Here is a 25,852-nt window from a genome sequence, read left to right as displayed (position 1 = left end):
TTATGAAGAACAATCATCGTTTCGTCAACAGGTTTCGCAAACTTTCTTTGCTGCAGCCGGCGCCTGAACACGGCTCGCCAACCTCCCCTGCCAACCCCCGCAACCCTTGTCCCGTCTGCGCTGCAGCGGTCTTTGTGTGGCGAAAGGGGGCGAATACTAAAGCGCCCGCATCATCCTGGCAAGCCCCATTCGAAAATTCTCATGGAGCCGGGCCTGGACCCGATGCGGGCGCGAGACCGCGCAAGGCGGCCTGGGGTGAGGACTCAGCCCTGCTGGCTCTCCTTGAACTTCGCCAGCGCAATGGCCAGCGCAGCGCCGCCAATGGTCTTGACCAGCGTGGGATGCTGCGCATAGAAGCCGGCAATCTGGTCGACCACGCCCGGATGCGCCTGCTCGGCATGGGCCGCGATCTCCTGCACCTGTGCCGGCGTGAGCTGGCTGGCTTGCTCGGGCGTGACCTGGGTGGCGCCGGGCTGCAGCAGGTTGCCCAGCGCGCCACCCGCCGCACCGGACAGCACGGCGGGGCCCAGCGTTGCCAGCAGCTGGTTAAGCATGCCGGCTTGCTGCGCACCGCTGGACTGGCCGAACAGTTCACCCACCATATTGCCGAACGCCGGCGTCTGATCGGAACGGAAGGCGCTGGCCAGCACCTCGCCAAGCGCGCCCGCCGGGGCGTTCTGCGCTATGTGGTCCACCTGTTGTTCGGGCGTGCCGCCGAGGGCAGTCGCCGCGCTCTGCAAAAAATCCATCAGGCTCATGATCGCGTTCCGTGTTTCGCTATGTCTTGTTTGCTTGTTTGGCTAGCCTAGCTCTTCTTGCTGATGAGGTGATAGGCCAGCAAAAGAATCACCGCGCCGACCACGGCGCCGATGAAGCCCGCCGATTGCCCTGGGCGATACCAGTGCAAAGCCTGCCCGAGGAAGGTAGCCGCCAGCGCGCCGCCGATGCCAAGCGCGGCGGTCAGGAAGAAGCCGCTAGGGCCGTTGCCCGGGGTAATGGCGCGTGCTACGAGCCCCGCCACGAAGCCGATGAGAATCGTCCAGATCAGGTGCATAGGTCACGAGAAGGAAAAAGGAATGCGCCCCCAGCGAGGCGCACCCCGAATCGCCGCATTACTGTGCGGCGGACTTGGCCGGCGTTGCCGGCTTGGTATGCTTGGTGCCGTGCGTCTTGGTACTCTTGTGCGTGCTCTTTTCGACCTTGACCGGCTCTTTGGTGGCCTCGGCAGCAGGTGCCTGGGCGAAAGCGCCGGCAGCAAAGAGGCCGAGGGTCAGGATGGCGAGAACCTTCTTCATGTCAATCTCCAGGTGAGCCGCGCATCTTGCGCGTTGCCTGTAGAAACGGCCCGGCGGCTACACGTGTTGACAGCCTGCGCGCTGCGCCGTGTAACAGTTCGTATCCGGCGCTGGCCGACCAGGCCAGCATCCGGGCTCAGCCCGGAATGCGCAGCGTCTGGCCCGGGTAGATCTTGTCCGGATCGCTCAGCATGGGACGGTTGGCCTCGAATATCTCCGGGTAGCGGGCGCCGTTGCCGTAGCACTTCTGCGCAATGGCCCAAAGGGTGTCCCCCTTGGCCACGGTATGCCACTGCGCGGCGGCGGATTCGGCGCTGACGGTCATGTCGTCCTGCACCTTTTCCACGCCCTGGACATTGCCGCAGCACAGGATGATCTTCTCGCGCGTGGCCTGGTCGGCGGCCTGGCCGGAGACAGTCACCACGCCCTGCGCGCCATCGACGGTGACGGACAGGCCGTCGGCCGACAGGCCCATGCTGGCGATATACCCCTCGATCGAGGCAGCCGCCGCGCGATTGGCGTCATCGACGATGCTTGTCGCATCGGCCGCAGGCGCCGCCTTTGCCGTGCCAATGCCAAGCAGTTTCTCGCCTGCATCCTTGATGAAATCCAGCATACCCATAGCCCACTCCAACCGAGTCAGAAAATTGATGAACGGACCTGGAACCCAGCCCGATAGGTGGGGAGACTAGCGCAAGGTACCCGCCAAAAGCAGGGTGTTGACAATCGTTTGCAATTGACGCCTGCGGCATAATGCCAGCAGAAAAGCAGAGAAGAACAAAAGAATACAAACAGGACGACAACACACCGATGACCGCTTCCTCGCTTGGCAAGACCAGGCTCGACTGGACCACGCTGGGCCTGCTGACATTTCCGCCATTGAGCTGGGCCGGCAATGCCATTGTCGGCCACTACGCCGCGGGCGCCATCCCGCCGATCACGCTGAATTTTGCCCGCTGGGCGCTGGCCGGGCTGCTGCTGGCGCCCTATGTCCGGCGGGGCGTGCGCGAGCATGCCGCGGCCCTGAAGCAGCACGCCGGTGTCATCGCCGCCATGGGCATGCTCTCCGTCTCGGTCTACAACGCCATGCAGTACCTGGCGCTGACCACGTCGTCACCGATCAATGTCACCCTGATCGGCGCCTCCGCGCCGATCTTCCTGCTGATCATCGGCGCACTCTTCTTCCGTGAGCGGGTGCGCAGCTGGCACGCGCTGGGCGCCCTGCTCTGTCTGGCCGGCGTGGGCGTGGTACTGCTGCGTGGCGAGCCGGAGCGGCTGGCCCAGCTGGATTTCGTGCCCGGCGACCTGTTCATGCTGGCGGCCACCATTACATGGAGCGCCTACACCTGGCTGCTGCGCAAGAAGCGGCCGGCCCTGCCGCTGGCCGTGCTGCTGTTCGCGCAGATCGTGGCGGGCGTGCTGGCCAGCGTGCCGTTCGTGGCGTGGGAGCTGTGGACGGCGCCTGTGCCGATGCACTGGAACGGCAAGGTGATTGGCATCCTGTTGTATGTGGCAACGATCCCATCGCTGCTAGCCTACTTTTCCTGGGACCGCGCCATTGCCCGCGCCGGAGCCCAGTTGCCGGTCTTCTTCTTTACGCTCACGCCAGTATTTGCCGCGCTGATGTCGACCGCGCTGCTGGGCGACTGGCCGCGCTGGTTTCACGCGGCCGGGCTGGCCGCCATCGTGGCGGGCATCTGGATCGCCAACCGGCGCTGATGCCCGCCGCCTTCGCTACGCCGGCATGGCCTCTTCCAGCCGGAAAACGGCGACCGACTGTTCCATGCGTTGCGCCTGCTTCCGCAAGGCGTCGGCGGCGGCAGCGGCCTGCTCGACCAGCGCGGCGTTCTGCTGCGTGACCTGATCCATCTGGGTGACGGCCTGGTTCACCTGCGCAATGCCGCTGCTCTGTTCGCGGGATGCATGGCTGATCTCGTCCATCATGGCGGTCACACGCTTGACCGCGGCAACAATGCCGTCCATGGTCGCGGCAGCATCGCCCGCCAGCACGGAGCCAGTCTCGACGCGCCGCACCGACTGCGAGATCAGGGACCGGATCTCCTTGGCGGAGCTGCCCGCGCGCTGCGCAAGGCCGCGCACCTCGGTGGCCACCACGGCAAAGCCGCGGCCGTATTCGCCGGCGCGCGCCGCCTCCACCGCGGCATTGAGCGCCAGGATATTGGTCTGGAAGGCAATGGCGTCGATTACCGCGATGATCTCGGCGATGCGCCTCGAATCGGCCTCGATCTCGCCCATGGTCTGCAACACGCGCCCCACCGAAGCGCCACCCGCCACCGCGATATCCGACGCCTCGCCGGCCAGTGCGCTGGCCTGGTCCGCGCTGCCGGCATTCTGCTGCACGATCGCGGTAAGCTGCTCCATGCTGGCGGCGGTCTGCTGCAGGGACGACGCCTGCTCCTCCGTGCGCTGCGACAAGTCCAGGTTGCCCTGCGCGATCTCGCCAGCGGCAACCAGCACGTTCTGCGCCCCCATCTTGGTATCGCCGATCAGCGCGCGCCAGTTCTCCACCAGCGACAGCAGGTGGCGCTTCACCTCGCTGAGTTCGTCGCTGCCCCGCACCTCGATCCGCAGCGCCAGGTCGCCGCCGTTGATCCGCGCCACCATGCTGGCCACTTCCCGCACGTCCTCGTGCATGCCGCGGCTGAAGCCCGCGAACAGGTAGAACGCAGCGCCAACGGCAAGCAGCGCCACGCCGGCCAGCACTTCCAGCTGCAGCGCGCCGGCGGCGATGCGCTGCGCCAGCATGGCGCGGGCGATGGCGTTGAATTCCTTATTGACCGATGAAACCGCATCGATGGCGGCGGTGGCTTCGCCGAAGTACGCCTTGGCATCGATGGCGATGCCGCCCGTGCCGAGCATCTTTTCCTTCAGCGTGCGATGGAAGGCGTCCATGGCGGCCAGCTTCGCCTGCGCCGCTTCCACCCGCGGGCGATAGTCCGGAGCACCGCGCGTCACGCGGCCGATATCGCGCCGCACGGATTCCAGGCCGTCCTGGATCTGTTCGGCCAGCGCGGCCAGCTCGGCCTGCTGCGCCGCGTCGGAATATCCGCCCTGGCTGATGATCGCGGCGCCCCGGCCGCGCGCCAGCGCGCTCAGTTCGGCGAGCTTGGGCATCGGCCCCACCATCAGGTTGACCAGGTAGTACGAGCCGCTATCCGGGTCGAGCGCGAGCGAGGAGCGGTCGGCCACATCGCCGATAAACAGCCGGGTCTGCTTGACCAGTGCGCTGTGCATGTCGAACAGCGGGCCGGCCGTGACGTCCAGGCCCGTTTCATGCATGCGTTTCCACGCCTGCCCTAGTCTTCGCGTGTCTGCGCTCACGTCGAAGCCCGCCGCCGCGTCGGCTTGCCTGATCAACGCGTCGAGGTATGTGCCGGCCTTGGCATCCGCGGCATCGAAGGTGGCGCGGAATGCCGCATTGCCGGCCAGCACGGCATTGGCTGCGCCGCGCCTGACCTGCGTTTCGCGCATGAAGTCGAGCGCACGGTCGACGATGGCGAGGCCCCGCAGTTCGTCCTGCGCGGCGCGGACCGATTGCACCGACAGGCTCAGGACCGCATAGAGCGAGCCGCTCAGCGGGATCAGGAACAGGACTGCGAGCAAGACCAGCTTGCGGGTGATATCGAGGCGCGCCATCAGGCGCACTGCGGGAGAAAGAAAGGTAGCCACGAGAGATCCCGAAAACGCATGAATGCGCCTTGTATCGGCCATCCGGCAGCTTACTGAAGCGATGTTTCGCAGTAATTCCGGCCTGCACAAACACGGGGCGGAAACGGCACAAGGCAGGTGCAGGATGCTCGAAAAGCGGGCGTAATGCCGGCGTGAAATCGGTGACATACGCGCCAGGATGGGATACGTACCGGACACGAAACGGACGCACAAGCCGCGTACAACTGAAGTGAAGGAAAAAAGGAACGCGAGGTCTGCCGGCTGCCTCGCCAAGACGAAAAACGCGCCTGAACCAATGGACGGGAGTGCTGTCTTTTCCCAGGCGGCGGCGTCCACCCCCGCCGGTCCGCGCGATCAGGATTTTCAACCAGGAGTAGGCGATGCTGAGTCCACACGAATTTGCCACCTTGCTGCTGGCCCGCGATGTGCAGGATCGGCGGGAACTCGATCCCGTGGATCTGGAAGCGCTACTGGAACGCGGCCTGGTGACGCTCGAGGAATGCGCGCCGGGACAGGCGTGCCCGCATATCACATCGCATGGCTATGCCTTGCTCAGGGCGGTGGGGTGGCAGGGAGAGACGGCCAGGCCATTGTGCGGCGGGCCTCATGACCAGGAAGCATCCGCCCGGTAACGCTGCCGGATGGTGCCGGCCCGGCACCGCTCAATGAAAGTCGCGGCTGGAGACCATCAAACGGCCCAGCAGCGGGCTCAGGTCCACCAGTTCCTGCGCCACCAGGTGCCTGACTTCTCCCTGCCGCTGCCACATGCCGATCACGCCCAGCAAGGTGGCGCCCAGCACTTCCCTGCGCTGGCGCTCGATCAGGTCCGGCCACAGGATCACATTCACGACACCCGTCTCGTCCTCGATCGAAGTGAAGATAGTGCCGCTGGCCGTAGCCGGACGCTGGCGCACCGTGACAATGCCGCAGGCCCGCACGCGCCGGCCGTTGCCGCAACGGGCCAGTTCCAGCGCCGTGGCGTATTTCATGGCGGCCAGCCGCGGCCGCAGCAGCGCCAGCGGATGCGATTTGAGCGACAGGCCCAGGCTGGCGTAGTCCGCCGCCACGTCCTCGCCCAGCCGCGGCGCCGGCAGGCGTAGTTCGCTCTCGGCCGGCGGCGCTTCATAGAGCAGGTCGCGGTGGGCCGCCTGCAGCGCGGCGGCACGGGCCTGCCAGCGCGCCTGGCGGCGATGCCCGGCCAGGCCGGACAGCGTATCGGCGGCAGCCAGCGCATCGATGTCATGACGGTCCAGCCGCGCCCGCAGCACGAGGTCTTCGACGCTGGCGAAAGGCTGCTCGGCGCGTGCCTGCACGATGCGCTGGGCCGCGGCTTCGCGCATGCCGCCCACGCGATCGAGTCCGAGCCGCACCGCCGGCTGCGCACGCTCGCGCACTCGCGCCGCAGGCTCCGGCGCCGCGGGCTCCAGCGTGCTTTCCCAGCAACTCACCGTCACATCCGCCGGAAGGATGGTCACGTGGTGGCGACGGGCATCCTGCACCAGTTGCGAGGGCGAATAGAAACCCATCGGCTGGCTGTTGAGCAAGGCGCACAGGAAGGCCGCCGGATGATGGCACTTGATCCACGCGCTGATATAGACCAGCTTGGCGAAGCTGGCGGCATGGCTTTCCGGGAAGCCATATTCGCCGAAGCCCTCGATCTGCTTGCAGATGGCCAGCGCGAAGGCTTCCGGATACTTGTTGCGGGTCAGCGCCTTGACCAGCGCGTCCTGGTGCTTCTTCAGGTCGCCCTTGCGCCGCCAGGCCGCCATCGAGCGGCGCAACTGGTCGGCCTCGCCTGGCGTGAAGCCGGCTGCATCGATGGCCAGCTGCATAACCTGTTCCTGGAAAATCGGCACGCCCAGGGTCCGGCCCAGCACATCCTTGATCACCTCATTGTGATATGCCGGCGGCTTGCCGGTGCGCCGCAGCTGCTCGCGCCGTTTCAGGTAGGGGTGCACCATGCCGCCCTGGATCGGCCCCGGCCGCACGATGGCCACCTCCACCACCAGGTCATAGAACGTGCGCGGCTGCAGCCGCGGCAGCATCGACTGCTGCGCCCGCGATTCCACCTGGAACACGCCAATGGTGTCCGCGGCGCAGATCATGTCGTAGGTCTGCGGGTCTTTCCGGGGAATGTCCTGCATCCGCAACGGCGCGCTCGAGCGGGTCGGAATCAATGCCAGCGCGCGCCGGATCGCCGACAGCATGCCCAGCGCCAGCACGTCCACCTTCAGCAGGCCGAGCGATTCGAGGTCGTCTTTGTCCCACTGGATCACGCTGCGGTTTTCCATGGCCGCGTTCTCGATCGGCACCAGGCGCGACAGCTTGTGCCGCGCGATCACGAAACCGCCCACATGCTGCGACAGATGCCGCGGGAAACCCCGCAATTGCGCGGTCAGGCTGGCCCACTGCCGCACCGCCAGCGCGTCCGGGTCCAGCCCGTACTGGGCGATGCGATCGAGAAAGGTCTTGCCGCCATCCCACCACGCCTGGCCCTTGACCACCTGCTCGATCACGCTGGCATCGATGCCGAGCGCGCGGCCAACGTCGCGCAGCGCGCTGCGCGAGCGATAGGTGATCAGCGAAGCCGCCAGCGCGGCACGGTCGCGGCCGTATTTTCCGTAGATGTACTGGATGACTTCCTCGCGCCGCTGGTGCTCGAAGTCGACATCGATATCGGGTGGCTCGTCGCGCTCGCGCGACAGGAAGCGGCCGAACAGCATATTCGCGTCCTTGGGATGGACCTCGGTAATGAACAGGCAATAGCAGACCAGCGAGTTGGCCGCCGAGCCGCGCCCCTGGCACAGGATGTCGCGGCTGCGCGCGAAACGCACGATATCGTGCACGGTCAGGAAGAAAGGCTCGTAGTGCTTTTCCCGGATCAGCGCGAGTTCGTCCATCAACTGCTTTCGCCACTGGTGCTTGAGGCCGCCGGGGAAACGCCGCAGCACCCCCTTCATGGTCTCGCGGCGCAGGTAGCTGAAGGGCGTCTCGCCGGGCGGGACCAGTTCCTCCGGATACTCGTAGCGCAGCGTCTCCAGCGAGAAATCGCAGCACGAGGCGATCCGCACGGTTTGCGCCAGCGCCTCGCGCGGATAAAGCCGCGACAGCCGCTGCCGCATGCGCAGGTGCTGCTCGGCGTTGGACGCCAGCGCCATGCCGCACTCGGCCAGCGGCTGGCCCACGCGGATGGCGCTCAGCACGTCGGACAGCGGCTTGCGCGAGCGCACATGCATGGTCACCGCCCCGGCCCCCGCCAGCGGCAGGCCGGTTTGCGCCGAGACGGCCTCCAGCCGCAACCGGTGCAAGGCGTCGGCATGGCCCTGCAATAGTTCGAGCGCGATCCAGCCGCGCGAGCCGAAGGTCTGCCGCATCCACTGCGCCTGTTGCAGCAGCGCGTCGGGCTCGGGGCAATAAGACGGCAGCAGCAACGCCAGGCAGTTGGGCATGCCGCGCAGGTGAGCCTGCTCCGGCTGCGGCGGCGCGGCCAGGTCGTCGGGATGCAGGCGGTAGCTGCCCTTCTCCGCCCGCGTGCGGCCCAGGGTGATCAGCTCGCTCAGGTTGCCGAAGCCTTCGCGGTCCTGTGCCAGCAGCACCAGGCGCAGCACCGGCTCGCCGGCGTGGCCGGTGAGCGTGAAACGGCTGCCGACCAGCAGGCGGAAATCCTGCGCGGCGCGCGCCTGGGCGGTGCGTTTTTCATGGCGGCGCAGGCGGGCCTGGCAGGCTTCGCCGGGAGCCGCGGCCCTGCTGGCGGCGGACGCGGAATCCGGATCCGGCCCGGCAAGGGGCTCTCCATCCGCGCCGTGCCCGCCATCGGGCTGGCCGGCTTCCTCCCTGTCGTCCTCGGTGGGATCCTCATCGTCATCATCTTCATCCAGCCCCGCAGCCAGCCGCGCCGCGCTGCGCGCGGCCGCGTCGCGGGTACGCTCGCGCAGGTCTTTCAGCGCGTGATGCGCGCGCGCCGTGCCGGCCACCGAGCATTCGTCGGTCAGCGCCAGCCCGCGGTAGCCCAGCGCAAACGCGCGCTCGATCAGCTCGACCGGATGGGAAGCCCCATCCAGGAACGTGAAATTGGAGATGCAGTGCAGCTCCACATAATCCGGCAATGCCGGCAGCAGCGCCGAAAGCGCGGACGGCAAAGCGGAAAACGAAGGCATGGCTGGCTTGCTGGACATGACGAGGATGAGGCTCAGGCGAACAAGCCATGCAGGAACCAGCGGTACTCACCGCCTTCCTCGCGCCCCGGACGCTGGCGGTAGACCCAGCAGCGCAGGCCATCGCCCCGCTCGGCGATGAAATAATCGCGCGTGGCGAGCGCGCCATCCCACCAGCCGGATTCGATGCGTTCCGGCCGCGACAGCAAGGTCAGCGGCCCGCCATGACAAGGCCGGTGGCGCTGCACGGTCAGTGGCAGCGGCTGTTCCAGCAGCCACAGCGGGCGCTCGGGGAGACCCGGCGTGGCCCGCGCGCCCTCGCGCGGCGAACCTCCCGGCATTTCGTCGGCCGGGCACCAGCGGTTGGCGCGCTCGGGCCGGTGGTCGGCCAGCGGCCGGGGCTGCAGCACGTTCTCGCGGCCGAGCCGCGCCATCAGCGTATCGAGCAGGCGGCCCAGCTCGGCCGGCGTGCCGCCCGGCTCCGGGAACAGCGAATCGCTCTGCGGCAGGCAGGTCTCCATGGACTCCACCAGCAGCAGCAGGCCCACCGCGGGCACACTGAACTGCAGCTTGTCCAGCCGCTCCTGCAACAGCTTCGACAGATGGACCGGATCGCGGCTGGGCTGCGCCAGGCCGATCGTCACCGGCGTAGCCGGAGTCTCGCAGCCAAGCCGGTAGCGCTCATGCTCGAGCCGCAGCACCAGGCGGGTCACGCCGGCCTGCTGCACCGCCAGCCAGCCGGCCAGCGCCAGCAGCAGGCGCTGCGCGCCCGCCATCACACCCTGGACGGATTCGGTACGGCCGGGCAGCTCCATGCGCTGCGCGAAGGCCGCGGGCGCGCTGAACCAGGTAAAGCGCACCGGCACCTCGCCATAAGCCTGATCCAGCCGTGCCAGCAGATCGGGCCCCAGCCGGCGCCGCAGGCCGGCACGCGGCAGGCCGCGCACCTCTCCCACGGTGCGGCAGCCGATGCCGTCGAGCCAGCCGTCGTCGGCCAGACCGTGCAGCATGGCCACCGGCAGCCGGTCCAGCAGGCGCGCCATGCGGGCCGGCTGCACCGCGCGCCGCGCCGGCCGCACCATGGCGCCCCGGCGATCCCGCCGCAGCGGCTGCGCCGCCAGCCACGCGGCGCCGAAGGCCGTGGGCCCGCAACCGAGCTGCAGGAATGCGCCCAACCGGCGCACCCGCGCATACACCGCGCGGCACAGCGCAAGATGGCCGCCGAACAGCCGCAGGCTGGCACCGGCATCGATCATCACGGTAGCCGCATCGGGATCGGGATGGAGCGCGACATGCGGCGTGAAATGCAGCAGCGCCAGTGCCAGCGCCGTCATCAGCTGCGCCTCGGCAACCGGCTCGCGCTCCAGTTGCACCACCTGCGCCGACAAGGCCTGCACGCCGCCGCGCCGCATCCCGGCCTGCACCCCCAGCGCCACCGCCGGCCCGTTGGCCAGCACCACGCGCTCGCGCTCCATCACCGCCACCGGCACGCTGTGGTGCAAGGCGCCAGCAGAGGCATGCGAGGCGGAGTCAGGCCAGTTCGGCTGCAGCGCGTCCAGCGACAGGCGCGGCAGATGCACCGCGATCCAGTACGACATGGGCTTGCTCTCCCGCAACGGCATGGGAAACCGTGGCATGTAGGGGCGCCAGAGGCACCGGCGCCGGCGACGCGGGTTCCGCCCGGGCGGGCACCGCCATCATCTCGCCCAGCGGCAGCACCAGCGGCGTATCGCGCACCGGCCCGCGCCGCTTATGAAAAGTGATCGACAGGGCATTGCCAGGCAACGGCGACAACAGCAGCCGCAACACCGCCGGCGACGATTCGCGCAGCACGCTGGCCGGACGGCACACCCAGGCCACCGCATCCCCCGCCTGCGCCAGCACCTGCAGACGGCGCAGCGCCTCCGGACGCGCCGTGGGCAGCCACACCATCACCCCGCCAAAAGCCTGGCTGCGCAATACCTGCTCCGCGGCCCACAACACATCGGCCTGCGCCGCGGCCCGGTCCGCGCCAGCGGGGGGACGCACCCAGAACAACTGGTGCGCTGGCAAACCCCATTCGGCCATGCACATGGCATTGGGCAGGTACGGCGGCCCCACCAGCGCCAGCCGGCGCTGCGCAGCGGTCAGCGCCCGCAGTGCGGGCCGCAGCAGGCGCAGTTCCCCAACACCCGGGTCGGCGAGCAGCAACTCAGTCAGCGCACCCACCGGCCAGCCGCCCCCGGGCAACTCGGCCGAGAGCGCCGCATGCCCCGTGTCCAGGGCCGGCACGCTGCCCACCCGGCCCAGATGGCCAAGCTGCCCTGCCCGCCACAAGCCGGGATAACGGCGCTCCAATGCGTCCAGCGCGCCCTGACGGGCCGAGGGCGCCTGCGCCAAGGGCGAAACGCCCGACAAGTCGGGCGCAGGGGCAAGGAATGGCGAGGTCATATGACGTTTGCGACTCAGTCCGAAGCTGAGTGGGGGATTTGCTGGTGAACACTGTATATTTATACAGTATCCACAAGCAAACCGGCAAGCATCAAAGAGAAAAGCTCCCCTACAGCGGAAGATTCAACCAATCACGCTGTCCGCCCGCCCCTGACCAGGAGATGGGCAAGCAGGCATCTCAGCCCGCCACGAAAAGAGAGCCGCCCAGCACGAGCGCGGCGACCATGAACAAAGCGACCAGGCCACCGAGTTTGCGCTGCAGGCGGTCGAACCGCTCCCAGGCCTGGAAGTCGCCGGCGCGGGAGCGCCCGGGCCAGGCGTGCAGACACTGGCCCGGACGGACTCCCGCGAGTCTAGCTTGACGGACGATGCAGGCGATAGGAGGCGGGTGGCACGCCTCAAGCTGCCGCCGTGCCATCCGCGTTGCGGAAGTAAAGGTCGGTGCGGCGATGCTCCCAAGCCGGCAGTCCGGCGCGCAGGGCCGCTACCCGCTCCGGATCCAGATCGGCCATGATATAGCCGGTGCGGTCCGGCATGCAGGCCAGCACCGTGCCCCAGGGATCGATCATCATGCTGCGCCCGAGGCAGGGCAATCCCGGCCCGGCGCCGCCGATCTGCGCGGCAGCCACCACATAGCACTGGTTTTCAATGGCGCGTGCGCGCAGCAAGGTCTCCCAGTGATCCCGGCCGGTATGCAGATTGAAAGCGGCTGGCACCACCAGGACATTGGCACCGCGCCCGCGCAGGGTGCGATACAGTTCCCCGAAGCGAAGGTCGTAGCAAATGCTGAGGCCAAGCGTCAGCCCCGCCGCCTCAACGGTCTGCAAATGCTCGCCGGGCGCGAAATCGGCGGACTCGCGGTAGGGAACGCCGTCGACCACCGCGTCATACAGGTGGGCCTTGCGATAGCGCGCGGCGATGGCGCCGTCCGGCGCGAAGGTGATGCCGCTGTTGCCGAGCCGGGCCTGGTCCGCCAGCCGCTCATGCATCGAGCCAAGGTGAATCCAGCAGCCGGTGCGGCGCGCCAGCGCCGCGATGCGCCCGGTGACCTCGCCGGGTATCGGGCTGGCCGCGGCGCGCAGTGCTTGGGCGTCGCCGCGCACATCGGTGTATTCCGGCGTGACGATCAGCTTGGCGCCGTCGCCTGCCGCCGCCAGTATCCAGTGCTCCAGCGCAGCCAGGTTCGCGTCGCGGTCGTCCCGGCTGTCGAGTTGAATGGCTGCCACTCTGATTGGCATGACTGTTCCTTATATTCCTTGTCTATTCCTGTGCCGGTTGCTTGCCGGCCTGCGCAAGCAGCCCGCCGGCCACCAGCCGCGCGATCTGCGCCAGCAGTTCAGCCCCGTCTCCGCCATGGAGGGTGTGCGCGGTGCGCGGGTCGGTAAAGCCGTCGGCCAGCACCGCCAGCACCACGCTGCAATCGCCTGCGGTGAGGATGCCGGCGTCATGGCGCAGGCCCGGCAACTGGCCGGTCTTGTTGGCGAGATGGACCTGTGCCGGCAGCGCGGCGCCGAAATGGGCGCGCTCGCGCTGGTCGGCCAGCAACGACAGCGCGAAGGTCCGCAGTGCCGCTGGCAGCGACGCCTCGCGCAGCATCCAGCCAAGCGCCGCAGCGGCATCGCCCGCGCTGGTGAAATTGTCCAGGCCGGCATCCCGCGCGGCGGCGTCCATCATGCGCCGCTGCAAGCTGCTGGCCGCCAGGCCGGCCCGCCGGCACCACTGCGTGACCCCGGCGCAGCCAAGCAGGCCGATCAGCGCGTTGGTGGCCACGTTGTCGCTGAGCACGATCATCAGCCGCGCCAGTTCCGCCAGCGACAGACTGGCCACGCTGGGCAACTGATGGAGAATGCCGGTACCGCCCGCGCGCTCGTCCTCGTCCAGGACCAGCTGCTGGTCGAGCCGGCAGCGGCCGTCCGCTACCTGCTCCAGCAGCGCCAGCAGGATGGGAAGCTTGATGATGCTGGCCGACGGCTGCACACGGCCAGCATCGCGCTCCAGCACCACGGCGCCATCCAGGCCGCGCAGGCTGAGCGACAGGCGCGCCGGCGTCGCCGCGAGCAGCGGCGCCAGCCCGGCTTCGACATGCTGGCGCAGTGCGCGCGCGTCCAGCGGACGCGATCCCAGCGGGAACATGGTCGCTCTCCTTAAACCAGGAAGAAGAACAGGGTGGAAAACAGGCACAGGTTCACCACGATCACGGCCCAGCCGTTATAGAGCATGTACTTGAGCTGGGTCGAGCGTGCCAGCCCCATCTGGCCGAACATGTCTGAGGTGGGGAACGGCCCGAACCAGTCGATCTGCGAACTGCCCAGGATCACCGCGGTGGTGGCCGCCGGGCCGGCTCCGGCCGCCGCCAGCAGCGGGCCGAAGATCTTGGCCGTGAAGGTCATCTGCGCCACGGCCGCACCGGGGATATGGCCGATCACGTTGAACCACAGCACGATCACGCACAGCATTGCGCCGCCGATGCCGGCCAGGTGCGGGCTGGCGAGATCCAGCAAGGCATGGTAGGCGTTCAGTTTGTCGACCAGCACCAACACCGGATTGAACAGCCAGAACAGGAAAAAGATCCAGATCAGCTTGCCGGCGCCCGCATACATAGCCTGCAGGATGGCCCGCGGGCTCATGCCGCCGGCCAGCCCGGTGGTGGCGGCGAGCGACACCATGACGATGATGGCGAACGCGTAGCCCGCCTTGGCCAGCACCCCGGCCACGGCCAGCGCGACGATGGTCAGGCAGAATGCCCACGCGGCGCGCACGGCCTGGCGTGACGGCGCGGCATCCAGGTCGATGGCGGCCATGCCGCCAGCTTCCGCCTCCTCGTACTGGTGGCTGGCCTCGGTCATCTTCTGGATGCGGCCGGACATGAACCAGCCGCTCAGCAGGGTCGCGGCCGCCATCGGGATGCCGGCCACCAGCAGATACTCCGGATAGCTCAGGCCGGTCAGCCCGGTCACCGTGACCACATTGGGCGTGAAAGGCCCCAGCACCAGGCCGGCCGAACCGGCGGTCTGGAACAGTGCCGCCACCGCCGGCGGCGACAGACGCACGGCGGCGGCAATCGGGATCACCACCGCGGCAATGATGGCGTTGCCGCCGGCCAGCGTGCCCAGCGCGCCGCAGATCAGCGTCGAGGCCACCATGATGCCAAGCCGCACACGCACCTGGTTGGACAGGCCGATGCGGCGCACGATGGCGCGTACCATCTGTTCGGCCGCGCCGGTGCGCGCGGCCACCTCGCCCACGCCAGCGCCCAGCACGATGATCAGGCCGACCACCGCAATAAAGGAGCCCAGCGAATCCGCCAGCAGCTTGCCCATGCCGATGGGCGTGGTGCCCGTCATGATGGCGCCGAGCACGATGGCGGCAATGGTGGACAGCACGATATCCACCCCCAGCAGGGCAATGACGGCAAATACCAGCACCGGCGTCAGCCCCCACAAGCTGGTTTGCCCCGGCATGGTGAAGTGGGCGTACAGCGCAATCGCCAGTCCCAGCAGGAATACCGCGATGGCGGCATTGCGCCGGCCGGGTTGAAGCCCGCTCGCGGCCGCCGCTGGCGGCGAGGCTGGGGCATTTCGTGTCAATGAGGTCATGCCATCTCCGTTTTTTTCGTATCTCTTGTTTCGTATCGCTTGTCTACCCGCGGCGCTCCCCGCCCGCTTTGTCCGGCTCGGACTACTGTGGAGTGATCCCGGCTTTGCGGATCACCGCGCCCCAGCGCTCGTATTCGCGGCCGATCTGGCGCGCGAACGCCTCTGGGCTATTCCCGACCGGGTAGGCGCCGGCATCGATCAGGCGCTGGCGCGTGCCGGGATCCTTGAGTGCGGCAATGAAGGCATCCGCCAGCCTGGCACGCACGTCGGCCGGCAGGTGCGCCGGCGCCACCACGCCGTACCAGGCGCTGACGTCGAAGTCCTTGTAGCCAAGCTCGGCGAAGGTCGGCACATCGGGCAGCTTGTCGTTGCGCTGCGTGCCGGTGATGGCCAAGGCGCGCAACTTGCCCGCCTTGATGAATGGCAGGGAAGACGGGAAGTTATCGAAAATCGTGGTAACGCTGCCGCCGATCGCATCGTTCAAGGCCGGCGCCGAACCCTTGTAGGCCACGCTCACCATGGCGGCATTGTTGATCTGCAGGAACCAGGCCATGCCAAGGTCGTTGATGCCGCCCGCGCCGGCGTTGGCATAGCTCTCCTTGCCGGGGTGCTGCTGCACGTAGGTCACGAACTGCTTCAGCGTCTGCGCCGGAAAGCCCGGATGCACGCTCAGGATGTTGGGACTGCTGACCAGGTTGGTCACCGGCGTGAAGTCCTTGACGGGGTCATAAGGCGGCTTGGCCATCAGATGCGGCGCGGTGCCGTGCGTACTGACGGTGGCCAGACCCAGGGTGTAGCCATCCGGCCTGGCGCGCGCCACCGCCGTCAGGCCAATGGTGCCGGCCGCGCCCACGCGATTGTCGACCACGATCTGCTGGCCCAGGAGTCCGGCTGCCTTGGCGGCCACGATGCGGCCGACCACATCGGTCGGCCCTCCTGCCGAGAACGGTATCACCAGGGTAATCGGCCGCTCCGGATAGGCAGCGGCCACGGGCGCGGCGGCAAAGCCGACAGCGAGCGCCGCCAGCATCGGAAGCAACGGGGAATGGGCTTGTTTCAAGTTGGGTCTCCTCGGGTAGTGATGGGTTGTCCGCGCGATGCGATGCGGGCTGGCAATCCGGCCACGCCAGGTAGTGCACGATGGCGCCGCCTGGCCACGGCAAGGCTCAGCGCGCCAGGAACCGGCCGGCGGCCGCGCCGGTGGCGCCTGCGCGCCCCCACACCTCGCAGCCGTTCACATAGACCTGCTCGATCCCCACCGACGGCTCGCACGGCTGCGTGTAATCAGCGCGATCGATCACGCCATCCGGATCGAACAGCACAAGGTCCGCCGCGTACCCCTCCCGCAGCATGCCGCGCCCGGGCAGGCCAAAGACCGATGCTGGCAGCGAGGTCATGCGGCGTACCGCGTCCTCCAGCGTCAGCAGTCCGAGTTCGCGCGCGTAGTGGCCGAGCACGCGCGGGAAGCTGCCCCACAGGCGCGGATGCGGGTAGGGCCCGGGGATGCCATCCGACCCGATCATGGTGCGCGGATGCCCCAGCACGCGGCGCAGGTCGGCCTCGTCCATCTGGAAATAGATGGCGGTGGCGGGCCCCAACCGCGCTGCCGCATCCTCCAGCGACACGCCCCACTCGGCGGCAATCTCATGGAGATCGCGGCGCGCCTGCTCGGGGTGCGGCTGCGAACTGGTGACGATGATGCGCTCGGCATCGCCGACGAATTCCGGCAACAGCACGGTGGAACTGGCGGTATAGGGATAGACGTCAAGCGCGACGTCCTGCGTTGCGAGCGCGCGGTCGATCAGTTCGAGCGTCACGGTTGTCTTGCCGAAATTACGGCGACCGATGCATTTGTGATGCGAGATCACGACGGGAATGGCCGCCTCGCGGCCGATCTGCAGCGTCTCGCGCACGGCTTCGATCACCTGGTCGCGCTCGCTGCGCATATGCGTGGTGTAGATCGCGCCGGGATGGCTGGCCGTTACCCGCGCCAGCGCCACCACCTCGGCGGTGGGCGCCGCGCGGCTGGCCGGATAGCTCAGCCCGGTACTCAGGCCCAGGCCGCCGTCCAGCAAGGCCTGCGCCAGGGCCGCGCTCATCGCTTCGATCTCGCCGGCGCTGGCAGCACGGCTGGTGTCCTGCATCGCCCCCGCGCGCAGCGTGCTGTGCCCGACCAGCAGCCCGACATTCACGCTAGGCGGCGCGGCCTCGAGCGCGCTCCGGTATGCCGCCACGGTAGCGAAACGGTAGTCCGGCACCTCCCCCAGCAACGCCAGCGGCTGGGGCAGCGGGTAGCGCGGCACCAGCGGTGCGATGCTGATCCCGCAATTGCCAGCAATCACGGTGGTCACGCCCTGGCTGGTCTTGGCCGGCATCGCCGGCGTCTTCAGCAAGGCGCTGTCATCGTGCGTATGCACGTCGATAAAGCCAGGCGCAAGCACACGGCCGGCGGCATCGATGACACGACCGGCTTCCCAGCCGGCGCAATCGCCGATGGCGGCAATGCGGCCGCCATCCACCGCCAGCGCGCCGGCGCGGCGTGGCGCGCCGGTACCATCGATCAACTGGCCATTCAGGAACAACAAATCGCAGGTGGGCATGGTTCAACTCCGGGAAACCGCTCCACCGCGCGGCGAACCGGCAAGCGGCGCGCCGTCAGAGTGCGGATGCATTGGGTTTCGATTCAGGGATGGAAGATGGCATTCAGCGGGCCAGCGCAAAGGCTGCCGCATCCAGCGGCGCTGGCCGCCCGGCAATGGCGTCGGCCAGCAAAGCCGCGCTACCGCAAGCCAGGGTAAAGCCCAGCGCGCCGTGGCCGGTGTTCAGCCACAGGTTGGCGTACGGAGTCGCACCGATCAAGGGCTTGCTGTCGGGGGTAGCCGGCCGGCTTCCGCACCAGGCAGTCGCCGCGTCGAAATCCGCGCTGTCGGGAAACGTCTCGCGTGCCTGCCGCGCCAGCAAGGCAATGCGCCGCCGGTCGGCGCGGGGGTGCCGGCCGGCCAGGTCCACCATGCCGGCAATGCGCAGGCGTTGACCCAGGCGCGCATACACCACCTTGTGGTGAAGGTCGGTGATGCTGATTCCGGGCGGCCGGTGCCTGCCGCTCACCACCGGCGCGGTCAGGCTGTAGCCGGTCAGCGGATACATTGGCAGGCGCAGGCCCAGCTGCGCCAGCAAGGGAACGCTACCCATGCCGGCCGCGATGACGAAGGCATCGGCCTCGATCTCGCCGCCCTCCGTACGCACCGCCACCACGGCGCGGCCCTCGCGGCGCAGGCCGGTGACGCGCTCGCCGCAGTGGAATCTCGCGCCATAGCGCTGCCCTGTCAATTCGGCCAGCTTCGTGCTGAAGGCATGGCAATCGCCGGCATCTTCGCTGGGCGTATGAATGCCGCCCGCAAGCCGGTCACCAAGCTGGGCCAGCACGGGCTCCAGCGCCACGCAGGCCGCACCGTCCAGCGCTTGCTGGCTGCTGCCGAGCCCGGCCTGATAGTCCAGTTGCCGGCGCGCGCCGGCGAATGCCGCCGGATCGCGGTAGACCACCAGCTTGCCGTTGCGCTGGTAGTCGAAATCCAGTTTCTCGCGCGTGACAAGGTCATGCACCAGGGCACGGCTGTGATAACCGAGGCCAAGCAACTCGGCAGTGACCGCGCGGGCCACGTCGCTGCGGCAGGCGCGCAGGAAAGCCAGGCACCAGCGCCATTGGTGCGGGTCCAGGCTGGGCACGAAGCGCAGCGGGGAATCCCGGTTCAACAACCAGCCCGGCAACTTGGGCAGCACCGCGGGATCGGCAAGCGGCGCCACATAGCTGTAGCTCAGCTGAGCGCCGTTGGCCAGGCTGGTTTCCAGCGCCAGTCCCTCGCGCGCTTCGAGCAGGGTCACGCTGTGGCCTTCGCGCGCCAGGTAATATGCACTGGCGACACCCACCACGCCGCCGCCAAGTACGCAAATCCGCATGCTGTTCTCTCCTGCCTCGATATCCCGTTGCCGCCAGCCATCTCCGCTGCTGGCGGACTGGCTGGGCAAAGCGGAAGTGTGGACGCGACAGAGGTCAGGTTCAAATGATCTTTACGGCACAACCCATAACCCAAGGTTATGGAGATGCCAGCGGAGGCGCCACGACGAGGGTCGCCGCCAACTGAGCGCGCAACACGTCCAGCAATGCATCCAGCGCACGCGAGGAGACGCCGCCCTCCGGATAGATCGCCGTCACCCCGACCGAGAGAGCCGGCGCCACCGGCTGGACGGTCAGGTCGCTGTGGCTGCCGCGCGCGGCGAACTGCGCGGTAAACTGGTCCACCAGCGCATAACCCACGCCGCACTCCGCGAGGGCGGCCGCCACATAGTAAGTGCGCGCCTCGATCATGGGTGTACGCTCTTCCAGGCCAAGCTCGTGGCAGGCCTGCGCGATCAGGCCGCCGAGCGGATCGCTGCTGCCGATCCCGATCCATCGTTGATCGTCAAGTTCCGCCAGGTGGACCGGTCCGCCCGCCGCCTCGCCCTGTTGCGGCCCAAGGTAGACCACCGCGGCACGGCCGAGATCGGCCACCGCCACACCCGGCCGGGCCGGCGGATCGAATACCACCCCGAGATCCAGTTCCCGTGACAGCACCAGCGCCAACAGCTCATCGCTGTGGCGGGTCTGGATCTCCAGCGAGACTCCCGGACACTGCAGGCGGAAATCCCGCACCGCCTGCGGAATCAGGCTCAAGCCCAGGCTCGGCAGGCAGCCAAGACGCACATGGCCTTCGGGATGCCGCTTGAGATTGCGCGCGAGACGCCTGACATTCTCCAGGTTGGCAAACAGGTGTCCGGTCTCGGCATAGAGCAGCTCTGCCTCACGGGTCGGCAGCAGCCGCCCGTGAGCCCTCTTGAACAGCTTTAGCCCGAGATCGCGCTCCGCATGGGCGAGCACCTTGCTGGCCGCCGGCTGGGAAACGCAAAGCAGTTGCGCTGCGCGGCTGAGCGAGCCGGTGCGCATGACCGCATGAAACACTTCGAGATGACGCAGGCGCATGGCGCGGAATAGGGAGAAGTAACGATTGCCTTGGCTGGAGTGTAGTGAAAGAGATCGGGCGCACGCCCGGCTTGCCATCCAGGGCATTCCGCGCGTCCCAAGCCCGTCACAGGAACTGACGAGGTCCTGCCGCGCTTGTAGCCAATGGAATCGAAGCCATCACCCAATATAATGTGCTATTTAAAATACATTACATTCGAGAACGAGGCACGGCCTCGATCCTGGTCGCCCGACTATCCGGATGCGGAACCAGAAGCCATCGCTCCGGCACGAACCGGCAGCCTCGGGGCAACCGGTCCGCAAGCCATCGAACGATCGGAATTCAGAAATCGGGAATCAGAAGCGGGCCGAGTACTGCAGGAGGTAATAGTTGATGCCGGGGTTGGGCTGCTTGATCCCGGCATTGGAGTAATGCTGGAAACGCACTGCAAGCTCCGAATCCAGTGCGTCGCCAAAACGGTAGCCGACGGCAACGCGATCGCCAAACTGGAACGCCGAGGAAAAGACCTTGGTATCGGAAATATGCGAGCGCGTCAGCAGGTGCGCGCCAGCGCCAATTTCGGCGAAGGGACCCGACGAACCGGCGCCCTGAACGCGGAAGATCGGCGTAAAGCCGATATCGCCCATCAAATTGCTGTTAGCGCCATGCGGATTCCAGCCGCCGATGGAAGCTTCGAGCCCGAGGCGAATGCGCACCGACTTGGAATCCGTGGACCAGAGGTCTCTCTTCAAATTCCAGCGCGCCTCCAGGCGCGCCATCGAGGCATCGCTGCCAGCGCCCACGGAGGCGCCCAAGCGCAACGGTTCAAACCAGGAGGAATCTTCAGTGGCCGGGGCGGCAACGGCTGCAGCACTGGCAAGTACGCCAGACAGAAAAAGGATGGAGGCAGCAAGTAGGCGCATGGCAGAGACCAAGTTGGAGAAATCGAGATGATTGCATAACGTTATCGGCAACACCACGTAGTTTTGAATGCGTCGATGCGCCGGCCTAGTAAAACTGGTAGTCCGCGACGAAGGATAATGGCCGGCCGGACGGTTGGATGCCATCGCATGCGGAATAGACTGTTCCAGATCAGGAACAATGCCTTGTGCCGCAAGCGGAAGATTGTCGCATCCTTGCCGTTTTTCGGCAGAACGGTGGATTCTCGCACAGGCGGGAGCGGTGGCGTGGACCGGCCAGTTTGCAGGCCATTCACCGACGCCGGATTCCTCGCCCGCCGATACGTATTTGCCGTCTATCCGACTTCGCCGCGCTGCGCCGCAGGCCGCGGGAAGCGTAATGGGGCGCGAATGAGAATGATCGCGGCGCCATAGGCTGGCCGGTCCGCCAAAGCACGGCGAAGGCGCGCCCGCCGCCAAGGCTCCCTCCCCGCCCCCCATGTAACTTGCGCCCGCTCAGGCCGGCGCTTCGTAATCCACCGGGTGCCGACTTCACGCGGAGGTGCTCCGGATGACAGCCCCACGCATCAAGCAACGCATACGCCAGGTATCCTCACTGTCCGGCGGCGAAGCGTGCTAGCCTGCGGTAGGGAATAGCGCACCTTTCGATATGCAGGGGTGCCCGCTCCAGACACGACCGGCCATTTTCAACCACGCCAACGCCATCACCGTGAAACCGCGAACCATTGCCGTTGCCGTCTCCGCCATCGTTGCCGCGCTGCTGCTGGCCCTGGCCGCCGCCATTGTGTTCGGCGGCCCGGCCCGGCCAAAACCGATGCTGAGCATCAGCGACCCGTTCAAGGACGTGGACTTCTCCGCGCTACCGCCCCTCGCCCGCTACGCGGCACGCGATGGCGCGCAGCTCGCCTATCGCCGCTATCCGGGCGCCGGCGGCACCGCCAGCCGGGGCAGCGTGGTGCTGGTGCATGGCTCCTCCGCCAACAGCCAGAGCATGCATCCGCTCGCCCAGCGTTTCGCCCAGGCCGGCTTCACGGTCTACGCACTGGATATACGCGGCCACGGCGCTTCGGGCCCGCGCGGCGACATCGCCTATATCGGCCAGCTGGACGACGACCTGGAAGACTTCGTCCGCACCGTCCAGCCCGCCGGCCCGAAGACGCTGGCGGGATTCTCCTCGGGAGGCGGCTTTGCGATCCGCGTGGCGGGCGGCGAGCGACAGGCGCTGTTCGACAACTACCTGTTCATGGCACCCTACACCAACCGCCACGCAGCCACCTATCGCCCCAACGGCGGCGGCTGGGTATCGGTCGGCATGCCGCGCGTGATCGCGCTGGTGCTGCTCAACCGCATCGGCATCACCGGCCTGAACCACCTGCCGGTGATCGCCTTCGCCGTCAACGACGCGCCGCGCGCCGAGCTCACCCCGTGGTACTCGTTTGCGCTGGTAACGAACTTCCAGCCGGACGAGGCCTACCAGCAGAATATCCGGGCGATCCACCGGCCCGCGGCCGTGCTGGCGGGACGGAACGACGAAGTCTTCGTCGCCGACAAGTACGCCCAGGTGTTTGCCGATGCGGGCAGGCCGGATATCCCGGTGACCCTGGTGCCCGATACCGGCCATATCACGCTCACCCTGTCCCCCGCAGCCCGCGCGGCGGCGGTGGATGCAGTGGAGCGCCTGGACGGCCTGGCGCAGCACTGACGGGCCCGCCCGTCGGCGGCTACCCGCCCCGCTTGCCGAACACGGTCTTTGGCGAGCGGCCGAAGAGCGCTGGAAGGCCGTGCTGAAGCTCGAATCCGTTGAGCCCGGCGGCCGCGCAGAGATAGCCGATCGTCAGCGCACGGTCCATCTGCGCGCGCATGAGCGGTCTCCCGAATGCATATGAATCCATCCGGAAACCATTCAAAACCGCAGCGCCGGCGCTTCAGCGCAACCGTACCATGCTGGCAGGCCTGCAGGCCAGGCACCGACATCGCCGCCCAGGCGCGGCAAACCAGGAGTTACCGATGACAGCAGGTTCGCCCAGCCCGGACCATCGCCCCAGCACCGTGTTTTCCGACGCTGCGGCCAGCGACTACGATGACCGCGTACCGCGGCTCGTGCCGGGCTATGCCCTCGCCCACGACCTGATGGCGGCGACCTTCGCCAGCCTGCTGCCGGCCGACGCCCGCCTGCTGCTGGCCGGCTGCGGCACCGGCAATGAGCTGCTGCGGCTGGCCGCCGGCGGGCCGCGGTGGCGCTTCAGCGCACTCGACCCTTCCGCCGGCATGCTCGCCGTGGCGCGCCGCAAGGCGCAAGGCGCCGGTTGCGAGAGCCGCGTCGCGTTCCACGCCACCACGCTGGACCAGATGCCGGCCGGCTTGCACGATGCCGCGGTAGCCGCGCTGGTCCTGCATTTCATCCCCGACGATGGCGGCAAAGCGGCCTTCCTGAGCGCGCTGGCGCAGCGGCTGCGTGCCGGCGGCGCGCTGGTCTTGCTCGACTACGAGCCGGTGCCGCTGCTAGCCCGGGCCTACGGCCAATGGCTTCAGGCTACGGGCCTGGAGCGCACCGCCGTCGACGCGGTACTCGCCAAGACGGGCACGCAGTGGCACCCCGTCACCGATACGCGGCTGCGGGCCCTGCTGCTGGAAAGTGGCTTCGAGCCGCCCCGATTGATCTTCAAGGCACTGGGATTCCAGGCGTGGCTGGCCTTCAGGCCGGTTGAGCCCGCGGCATGAAAGCCCGGCATTCGCCCATGCCGGCGGCCGCCGGCATCGTCACTGATACGGCCCAAACAGCATCAGCTGCTCCTGTTCAGCACGCGCGCGCGGCGCTAGCCTCATGACTACCCACAGTCCCAAGTGTCCTGAATCACAAATTCGTTGAATGAGTCAGCCGATAAGTCCGCCGATACGACGCGCGATCCATCGTCATGACAGACATATTTCTTCGACGAATTTCAGACTCAGGACACTAACCGGCGAGGGCTGCGTCTCCCACGCCCCGCCCGGCACACCTGGAAGTCTCAATGTATTTGTATGACACCATCGACCAGCAACTGGTCGATCAGCGCGTGGCGCAATTCGCCGGCCAGACCGAACGCTTCCTGAACGGCCAGCTCACCGAAGACGAATTCCGCGTGCTGCGCCTGCAGAACGGCCTTTATATCCAGCGGCATGCGCCCATGCTGCGCGTGGCGATTCCCTACGGCATGCTGGTCTCCCGGCAACTGCGCAAGCTCGCCGATATCTCGCGGCGCTGGGATCGCGGCTACGGGCACTTCAGCACCCGCCAGAACATGCAGTTCAACTGGCCCCGCCTGGAAGACGCGCCCGCCATCCTGGCCGAACTGGCCACCGTGCAGATGCATGCGATCCAGACCAGCGGCAACTGCATCCGCAATACCACCACCGACCATTTCGCCGGCCTGGCGCCGGACGAGGTGGTGAACCCGCTGGTGTGGTGCGAGATCATCCGGCAATGGTCGATGCTGCACCCCGAGTTTGCCTTCCTGCCGCGCAAGTTCAAGATCGCCGTCAGCGGGGCCACCACCGACCGCGCGGCCGTGGGCGTGCACGACATCGGCTTGCAGGCGGTGGAACAGGACGGCGAGCTTGGCTTCCGGGTCTGGGTAGGCGGCGGCATGGGCCGCACGCCGATGGTGGGCAAGCTGATCAACGCCTTTGTGCATTGGTCCGACCTGCTCACCTACCTGCAAGCCACATTGCGGGTCTACAACCTGCACGGGCGGCGAGACAACAAATACAAGGCGCGCATCAAGATCCTGGTCAAGGACCTCACGCCGGGCGTGTTTGCCCAGCAGGTGGACGAATTATGGCAGCGGATCCGGGGCGGCCCGGATACGGTCAGCGCCGAATTCGTCAAAGGCGTGGCCAGCCGCTTCACCACGCCGGCCTATGATCCCGGCGCGGCGGACGAGGCAGGCCCGACGCCCGCCCTGGCGGCCGCGCACCCGCGCTTCGCCCGCTGGCTGCGCAGCAACGTGCATGCGCACCGCGTGCCCGGCTATGCCGCGGTGACCGTCTCGCTCAAGGCCACCGGCGTGCCACCCGGCGACATCACGGCCGACCAGATGGAGGCCGTGGCCGACATGGCCGACCGCTACGGTTTTGGCGAGCTGCGCGTCTCCCACGAGCAGAACCTGATCCTGGCCGACGTGCGCCGCGGCGCGCTTTACTCGCTCTGGCAGGACCTGGAAGCGCACAACCTGGCCACGGCGAATATCGGCCTGCTGACCAATATCATCGCCTGCCCCGGCGGGGACTTCTGCTCGCTGGCCAACGCGGTGTCGATTCCGCTGGCGGAGGCCATCCAGCGCCGCTTCGACGACCTGGACTATCTGTTCGACATCGGCGAGCTGGACCTGAACATCTCCGGCTGCATCAACTCCTGCGGGCACCACCACGTTGGCCATATCGGCATCCTCGGCGTGGACAAGGCCGGCGAGGAGTGGTACCAGGTCACCATCGGTGGCCGCCAGAACGGCGCCGCGGGCAATGCCCTGCTCGACCAGCACAAAGGCGGCGGTGCCGCCATCGGCCGCATCATCGGCCCGTCCTTCGCGCGCGATGAAATCCCCGATGTGGTCGCGCTGCTGATCGACACCTACCTGTCGCTGCGCGACGACGAGGCTGAGCGCTTTATCGATGTGGTGGAACGCGTGGGGCTGGACCCCTTCAAGCAGGCGGTCTACCAGGACCCGAGGATCGTCGCGCGGCGGCAGCAGGCGGAGGTGGCCCGTGTCTGAGATCCAGGTTGGCACACCC

The 25,852-nt window shown here is 67.6% G+C and carries 22 protein-coding genes; 5 read left to right on the top strand and 17 right to left on the bottom strand.

Annotated features, from left to right (window positions below):
* Positions 1-263: 263 nt before the first annotated feature.
* From P3W85_RS36400 to lysM, 4 genes are all read right to left on the bottom strand, one after another.
* The gene (locus P3W85_RS36400) at positions 264-758 is read right to left on the bottom strand and encodes a hypothetical protein (RefSeq protein ID WP_017230371.1); all 495 of its coding nucleotides are present in this window, start codon (positions 756-758) and stop codon (positions 264-266) included.
* Between the two features lie 47 nt (positions 759-805).
* Positions 806-1,054 (bottom strand): GlsB/YeaQ/YmgE family stress response membrane protein, encoded by a 249-nt coding sequence (locus tag P3W85_RS36395; protein WP_017230370.1) that lies wholly within the window; start codon positions 1,052-1,054, stop codon positions 806-808.
* Positions 1,055-1,112: 58 nt separating this feature from the next.
* Positions 1,113-1,295 (bottom strand): hypothetical protein, encoded by a 183-nt coding sequence (locus P3W85_RS36390; RefSeq protein WP_017230369.1) that lies wholly within the window; start codon positions 1,293-1,295, stop codon positions 1,113-1,115.
* A gap of 136 nt (positions 1,296-1,431) precedes the next feature.
* Positions 1,432-1,917, bottom strand: coding sequence for a peptidoglycan-binding protein LysM (lysM, locus tag P3W85_RS36385; protein ID WP_017230368.1), 486 nt, complete (start codon positions 1,915-1,917; stop codon positions 1,432-1,434).
* A gap of 188 nt (positions 1,918-2,105) precedes the next feature.
* Between lysM and P3W85_RS36380 the strand changes: the two genes are divergently transcribed.
* Positions 2,106-3,014, top strand: a complete 909-nt coding sequence (locus P3W85_RS36380) for a DMT family transporter (RefSeq protein ID WP_276268337.1) — start codon at positions 2,106-2,108, stop codon at positions 3,012-3,014.
* Between the two features lie 15 nt (positions 3,015-3,029).
* Here the strand turns inward: P3W85_RS36380 and P3W85_RS36375 are convergent, their stop codons facing one another.
* A complete protein-coding gene (locus P3W85_RS36375; protein ID WP_276268336.1) occupies positions 3,030-4,985 on the bottom strand; it encodes a methyl-accepting chemotaxis protein in 1,956 nt (651 codons plus the stop codon).
* Between the two features lie 380 nt (positions 4,986-5,365).
* Between P3W85_RS36375 and P3W85_RS36370 the strand changes: the two genes are divergently transcribed.
* Positions 5,366-5,617, top strand: a complete 252-nt coding sequence (locus P3W85_RS36370) for a hypothetical protein (RefSeq protein ID WP_276268335.1) — start codon at positions 5,366-5,368, stop codon at positions 5,615-5,617.
* A gap of 30 nt (positions 5,618-5,647) precedes the next feature.
* Here the strand turns inward: P3W85_RS36370 and P3W85_RS36365 are convergent, their stop codons facing one another.
* The 11 genes from P3W85_RS36365 to P3W85_RS36315 all read right to left on the bottom strand — a co-directional run bounded on the left by P3W85_RS36365 (position 5,648) and on the right by P3W85_RS36315 (position 21,541).
* On the bottom strand, positions 5,648-9,142 hold the full coding sequence (locus tag P3W85_RS36365; RefSeq protein WP_276268334.1) for an error-prone DNA polymerase: 3,495 nt from the start codon (positions 9,140-9,142) through the stop codon (positions 5,648-5,650).
* 32 nt (positions 9,143-9,174) lie between these two features.
* The gene (locus P3W85_RS36360; protein WP_276268333.1) at positions 9,175-10,737 is read right to left on the bottom strand and encodes a Y-family DNA polymerase; all 1,563 of its coding nucleotides are present in this window, start codon (positions 10,735-10,737) and stop codon (positions 9,175-9,177) included.
* Positions 10,670-11,569, bottom strand: a complete 900-nt coding sequence (gene imuA, locus P3W85_RS36355; protein ID WP_276268332.1) for a translesion DNA synthesis-associated protein ImuA — start codon at positions 11,567-11,569, stop codon at positions 10,670-10,672. Before imuA ends, P3W85_RS36360 begins: the two co-directional genes overlap by 68 nt.
* A 398-nt stretch (positions 11,570-11,967) precedes the next feature.
* Complete coding sequence (locus P3W85_RS36350; RefSeq protein WP_276268331.1) at positions 11,968-12,807, bottom strand: carbon-nitrogen hydrolase family protein; 840 nt, start codon at positions 12,805-12,807, stop codon at positions 11,968-11,970.
* 22 nt (positions 12,808-12,829) lie between these two features.
* Complete coding sequence (locus P3W85_RS36345) at positions 12,830-13,702, bottom strand: serine hydrolase (protein WP_276268330.1); 873 nt, start codon at positions 13,700-13,702, stop codon at positions 12,830-12,832.
* A gap of 11 nt (positions 13,703-13,713) precedes the next feature.
* Positions 13,714-15,165 (bottom strand): gluconate:proton symporter, encoded by a 1,452-nt coding sequence (locus P3W85_RS36340; RefSeq protein WP_276268329.1) that lies wholly within the window; start codon positions 15,163-15,165, stop codon positions 13,714-13,716.
* An 82-nt stretch (positions 15,166-15,247) separates the two neighbouring features.
* Positions 15,248-16,195, bottom strand: a complete 948-nt coding sequence (locus P3W85_RS36335; RefSeq protein ID WP_276268339.1) for a tripartite tricarboxylate transporter substrate binding protein BugE — start codon at positions 16,193-16,195, stop codon at positions 15,248-15,250.
* Positions 16,196-16,331: 136 nt separating this feature from the next.
* Positions 16,332-17,765 (bottom strand): N-acyl-D-amino-acid deacylase family protein, encoded by a 1,434-nt coding sequence (locus P3W85_RS36330; protein ID WP_276268328.1) that lies wholly within the window; start codon positions 17,763-17,765, stop codon positions 16,332-16,334.
* Between the two features lie 103 nt (positions 17,766-17,868).
* On the bottom strand, positions 17,869-19,122 hold the full coding sequence (locus P3W85_RS36325) for a D-amino acid dehydrogenase (RefSeq protein WP_276268327.1): 1,254 nt from the start codon (positions 19,120-19,122) through the stop codon (positions 17,869-17,871).
* Between the two features lie 136 nt (positions 19,123-19,258).
* Positions 19,259-20,182, bottom strand: coding sequence for a LysR family transcriptional regulator (locus P3W85_RS36320; RefSeq protein WP_017228269.1), 924 nt, complete (start codon positions 20,180-20,182; stop codon positions 19,259-19,261).
* Positions 20,183-20,518: 336 nt separating this feature from the next.
* Positions 20,519-21,541: an acyloxyacyl hydrolase gene (locus tag P3W85_RS36315; protein WP_276268326.1), complete on the bottom strand. Its 1,023-nt coding sequence runs from the start codon at positions 21,539-21,541 to the stop codon at positions 20,519-20,521.
* A gap of 250 nt (positions 21,542-21,791) precedes the next feature.
* Here P3W85_RS36315 and P3W85_RS36310 point away from each other — a divergent pair, with 250 nt between their 5' ends.
* Positions 21,792-22,784 carry an alpha/beta hydrolase gene (locus tag P3W85_RS36310; RefSeq protein WP_276268325.1) on the top strand — a complete coding sequence of 331 codons (993 nt, stop codon included), beginning with the start codon at positions 21,792-21,794 and terminating at the stop codon, positions 22,782-22,784.
* 19 nt (positions 22,785-22,803) lie between these two features.
* Here the strand turns inward: P3W85_RS36310 and P3W85_RS36305 are convergent, their stop codons facing one another.
* On the bottom strand, positions 22,804-22,944 hold the full coding sequence (locus tag P3W85_RS36305) for a hypothetical protein (RefSeq protein ID WP_017228266.1): 141 nt from the start codon (positions 22,942-22,944) through the stop codon (positions 22,804-22,806).
* 145 nt (positions 22,945-23,089) lie between these two features.
* On the opposite strand from P3W85_RS36305, the gene P3W85_RS36300 reads away from it, so the two are divergent.
* A complete protein-coding gene (locus P3W85_RS36300; protein ID WP_276268324.1) occupies positions 23,090-23,803 on the top strand; it encodes a class I SAM-dependent methyltransferase in 714 nt (237 codons plus the stop codon).
* A 290-nt stretch (positions 23,804-24,093) separates the two neighbouring features.
* The gene (locus P3W85_RS36295; RefSeq protein ID WP_017230639.1) at positions 24,094-25,833 is read left to right on the top strand and encodes a nitrite/sulfite reductase; all 1,740 of its coding nucleotides are present in this window, start codon (positions 24,094-24,096) and stop codon (positions 25,831-25,833) included.
* Positions 25,834-25,852: the final 19 nt, after the last annotated feature.

This window comes from Cupriavidus basilensis (assembly GCF_029335485.1).
Lineage (GTDB): Bacteria > Pseudomonadota > Gammaproteobacteria > Burkholderiales > Burkholderiaceae > Cupriavidus > Cupriavidus basilensis_E.
This window is presented reverse-complemented; position numbering and strand designations above follow the sequence as displayed.

Excerpts from the sequence above, each read along its gene's own strand:
- P3W85_RS36300 (WP_276268324.1), top strand. The coding sequence starts at position 23,090 with ATGACAGCAGGTTCGCCCAGCCCGGACCATCGCCCCAGCACCGTGTTT.
- P3W85_RS36350 (WP_276268331.1), bottom strand. The coding sequence starts at position 12,807 with ATGCCAATCAGAGTGGCAGCCATTCAACTCGACAGCCGGGACGACCGC.
- P3W85_RS36345 (WP_276268330.1), bottom strand. The coding sequence starts at position 13,702 with ATGTTCCCGCTGGGATCGCGTCCGCTGGACGCGCGCGCACTGCGCCAG.
- P3W85_RS36380 (WP_276268337.1), top strand. The coding sequence starts at position 2,106 with ATGACCGCTTCCTCGCTTGGCAAGACCAGGCTCGACTGGACCACGCTG.
- P3W85_RS36360 (WP_276268333.1), bottom strand. The coding sequence starts at position 10,737 with ATGTCGTACTGGATCGCGGTGCATCTGCCGCGCCTGTCGCTGGACGCG.
- P3W85_RS36330 (WP_276268328.1), bottom strand. The coding sequence starts at position 17,765 with ATGCCCACCTGCGATTTGTTGTTCCTGAATGGCCAGTTGATCGATGGT.
- P3W85_RS36365 (WP_276268334.1), bottom strand. The coding sequence starts at position 9,142 with ATGCCTTCGTTTTCCGCTTTGCCGTCCGCGCTTTCGGCGCTGCTGCCG.
- P3W85_RS36320 (WP_017228269.1), bottom strand. The coding sequence starts at position 20,182 with ATGCGCCTGCGTCATCTCGAAGTGTTTCATGCGGTCATGCGCACCGGC.
- P3W85_RS36325 (WP_276268327.1), bottom strand. The coding sequence starts at position 19,122 with ATGCGGATTTGCGTACTTGGCGGCGGCGTGGTGGGTGTCGCCAGTGCA.
- P3W85_RS36340 (WP_276268329.1), bottom strand. The coding sequence starts at position 15,165 with ATGACCTCATTGACACGAAATGCCCCAGCCTCGCCGCCAGCGGCGGCC.
- P3W85_RS36370 (WP_276268335.1), top strand. The coding sequence starts at position 5,366 with ATGCTGAGTCCACACGAATTTGCCACCTTGCTGCTGGCCCGCGATGTG.
- lysM (WP_017230368.1), bottom strand. The coding sequence starts at position 1,917 with ATGGGTATGCTGGATTTCATCAAGGATGCAGGCGAGAAACTGCTTGGC.
- P3W85_RS36305 (WP_017228266.1), bottom strand. The coding sequence starts at position 22,944 with ATGCGCGCGCAGATGGACCGTGCGCTGACGATCGGCTATCTCTGCGCG.
- imuA (WP_276268332.1), bottom strand. The coding sequence starts at position 11,569 with ATGACCTCGCCATTCCTTGCCCCTGCGCCCGACTTGTCGGGCGTTTCG.
- P3W85_RS36335 (WP_276268339.1), bottom strand. The coding sequence starts at position 16,195 with ATGCTGGCGGCGCTCGCTGTCGGCTTTGCCGCCGCGCCCGTGGCCGCT.
- P3W85_RS36390 (WP_017230369.1), bottom strand. The coding sequence starts at position 1,295 with ATGAAGAAGGTTCTCGCCATCCTGACCCTCGGCCTCTTTGCTGCCGGC.
- P3W85_RS36400 (WP_017230371.1), bottom strand. The coding sequence starts at position 758 with ATGAGCCTGATGGATTTTTTGCAGAGCGCGGCGACTGCCCTCGGCGGC.
- P3W85_RS36395 (WP_017230370.1), bottom strand. The coding sequence starts at position 1,054 with ATGCACCTGATCTGGACGATTCTCATCGGCTTCGTGGCGGGGCTCGTA.
- P3W85_RS36295 (WP_017230639.1), top strand. The coding sequence starts at position 24,094 with ATGTATTTGTATGACACCATCGACCAGCAACTGGTCGATCAGCGCGTG.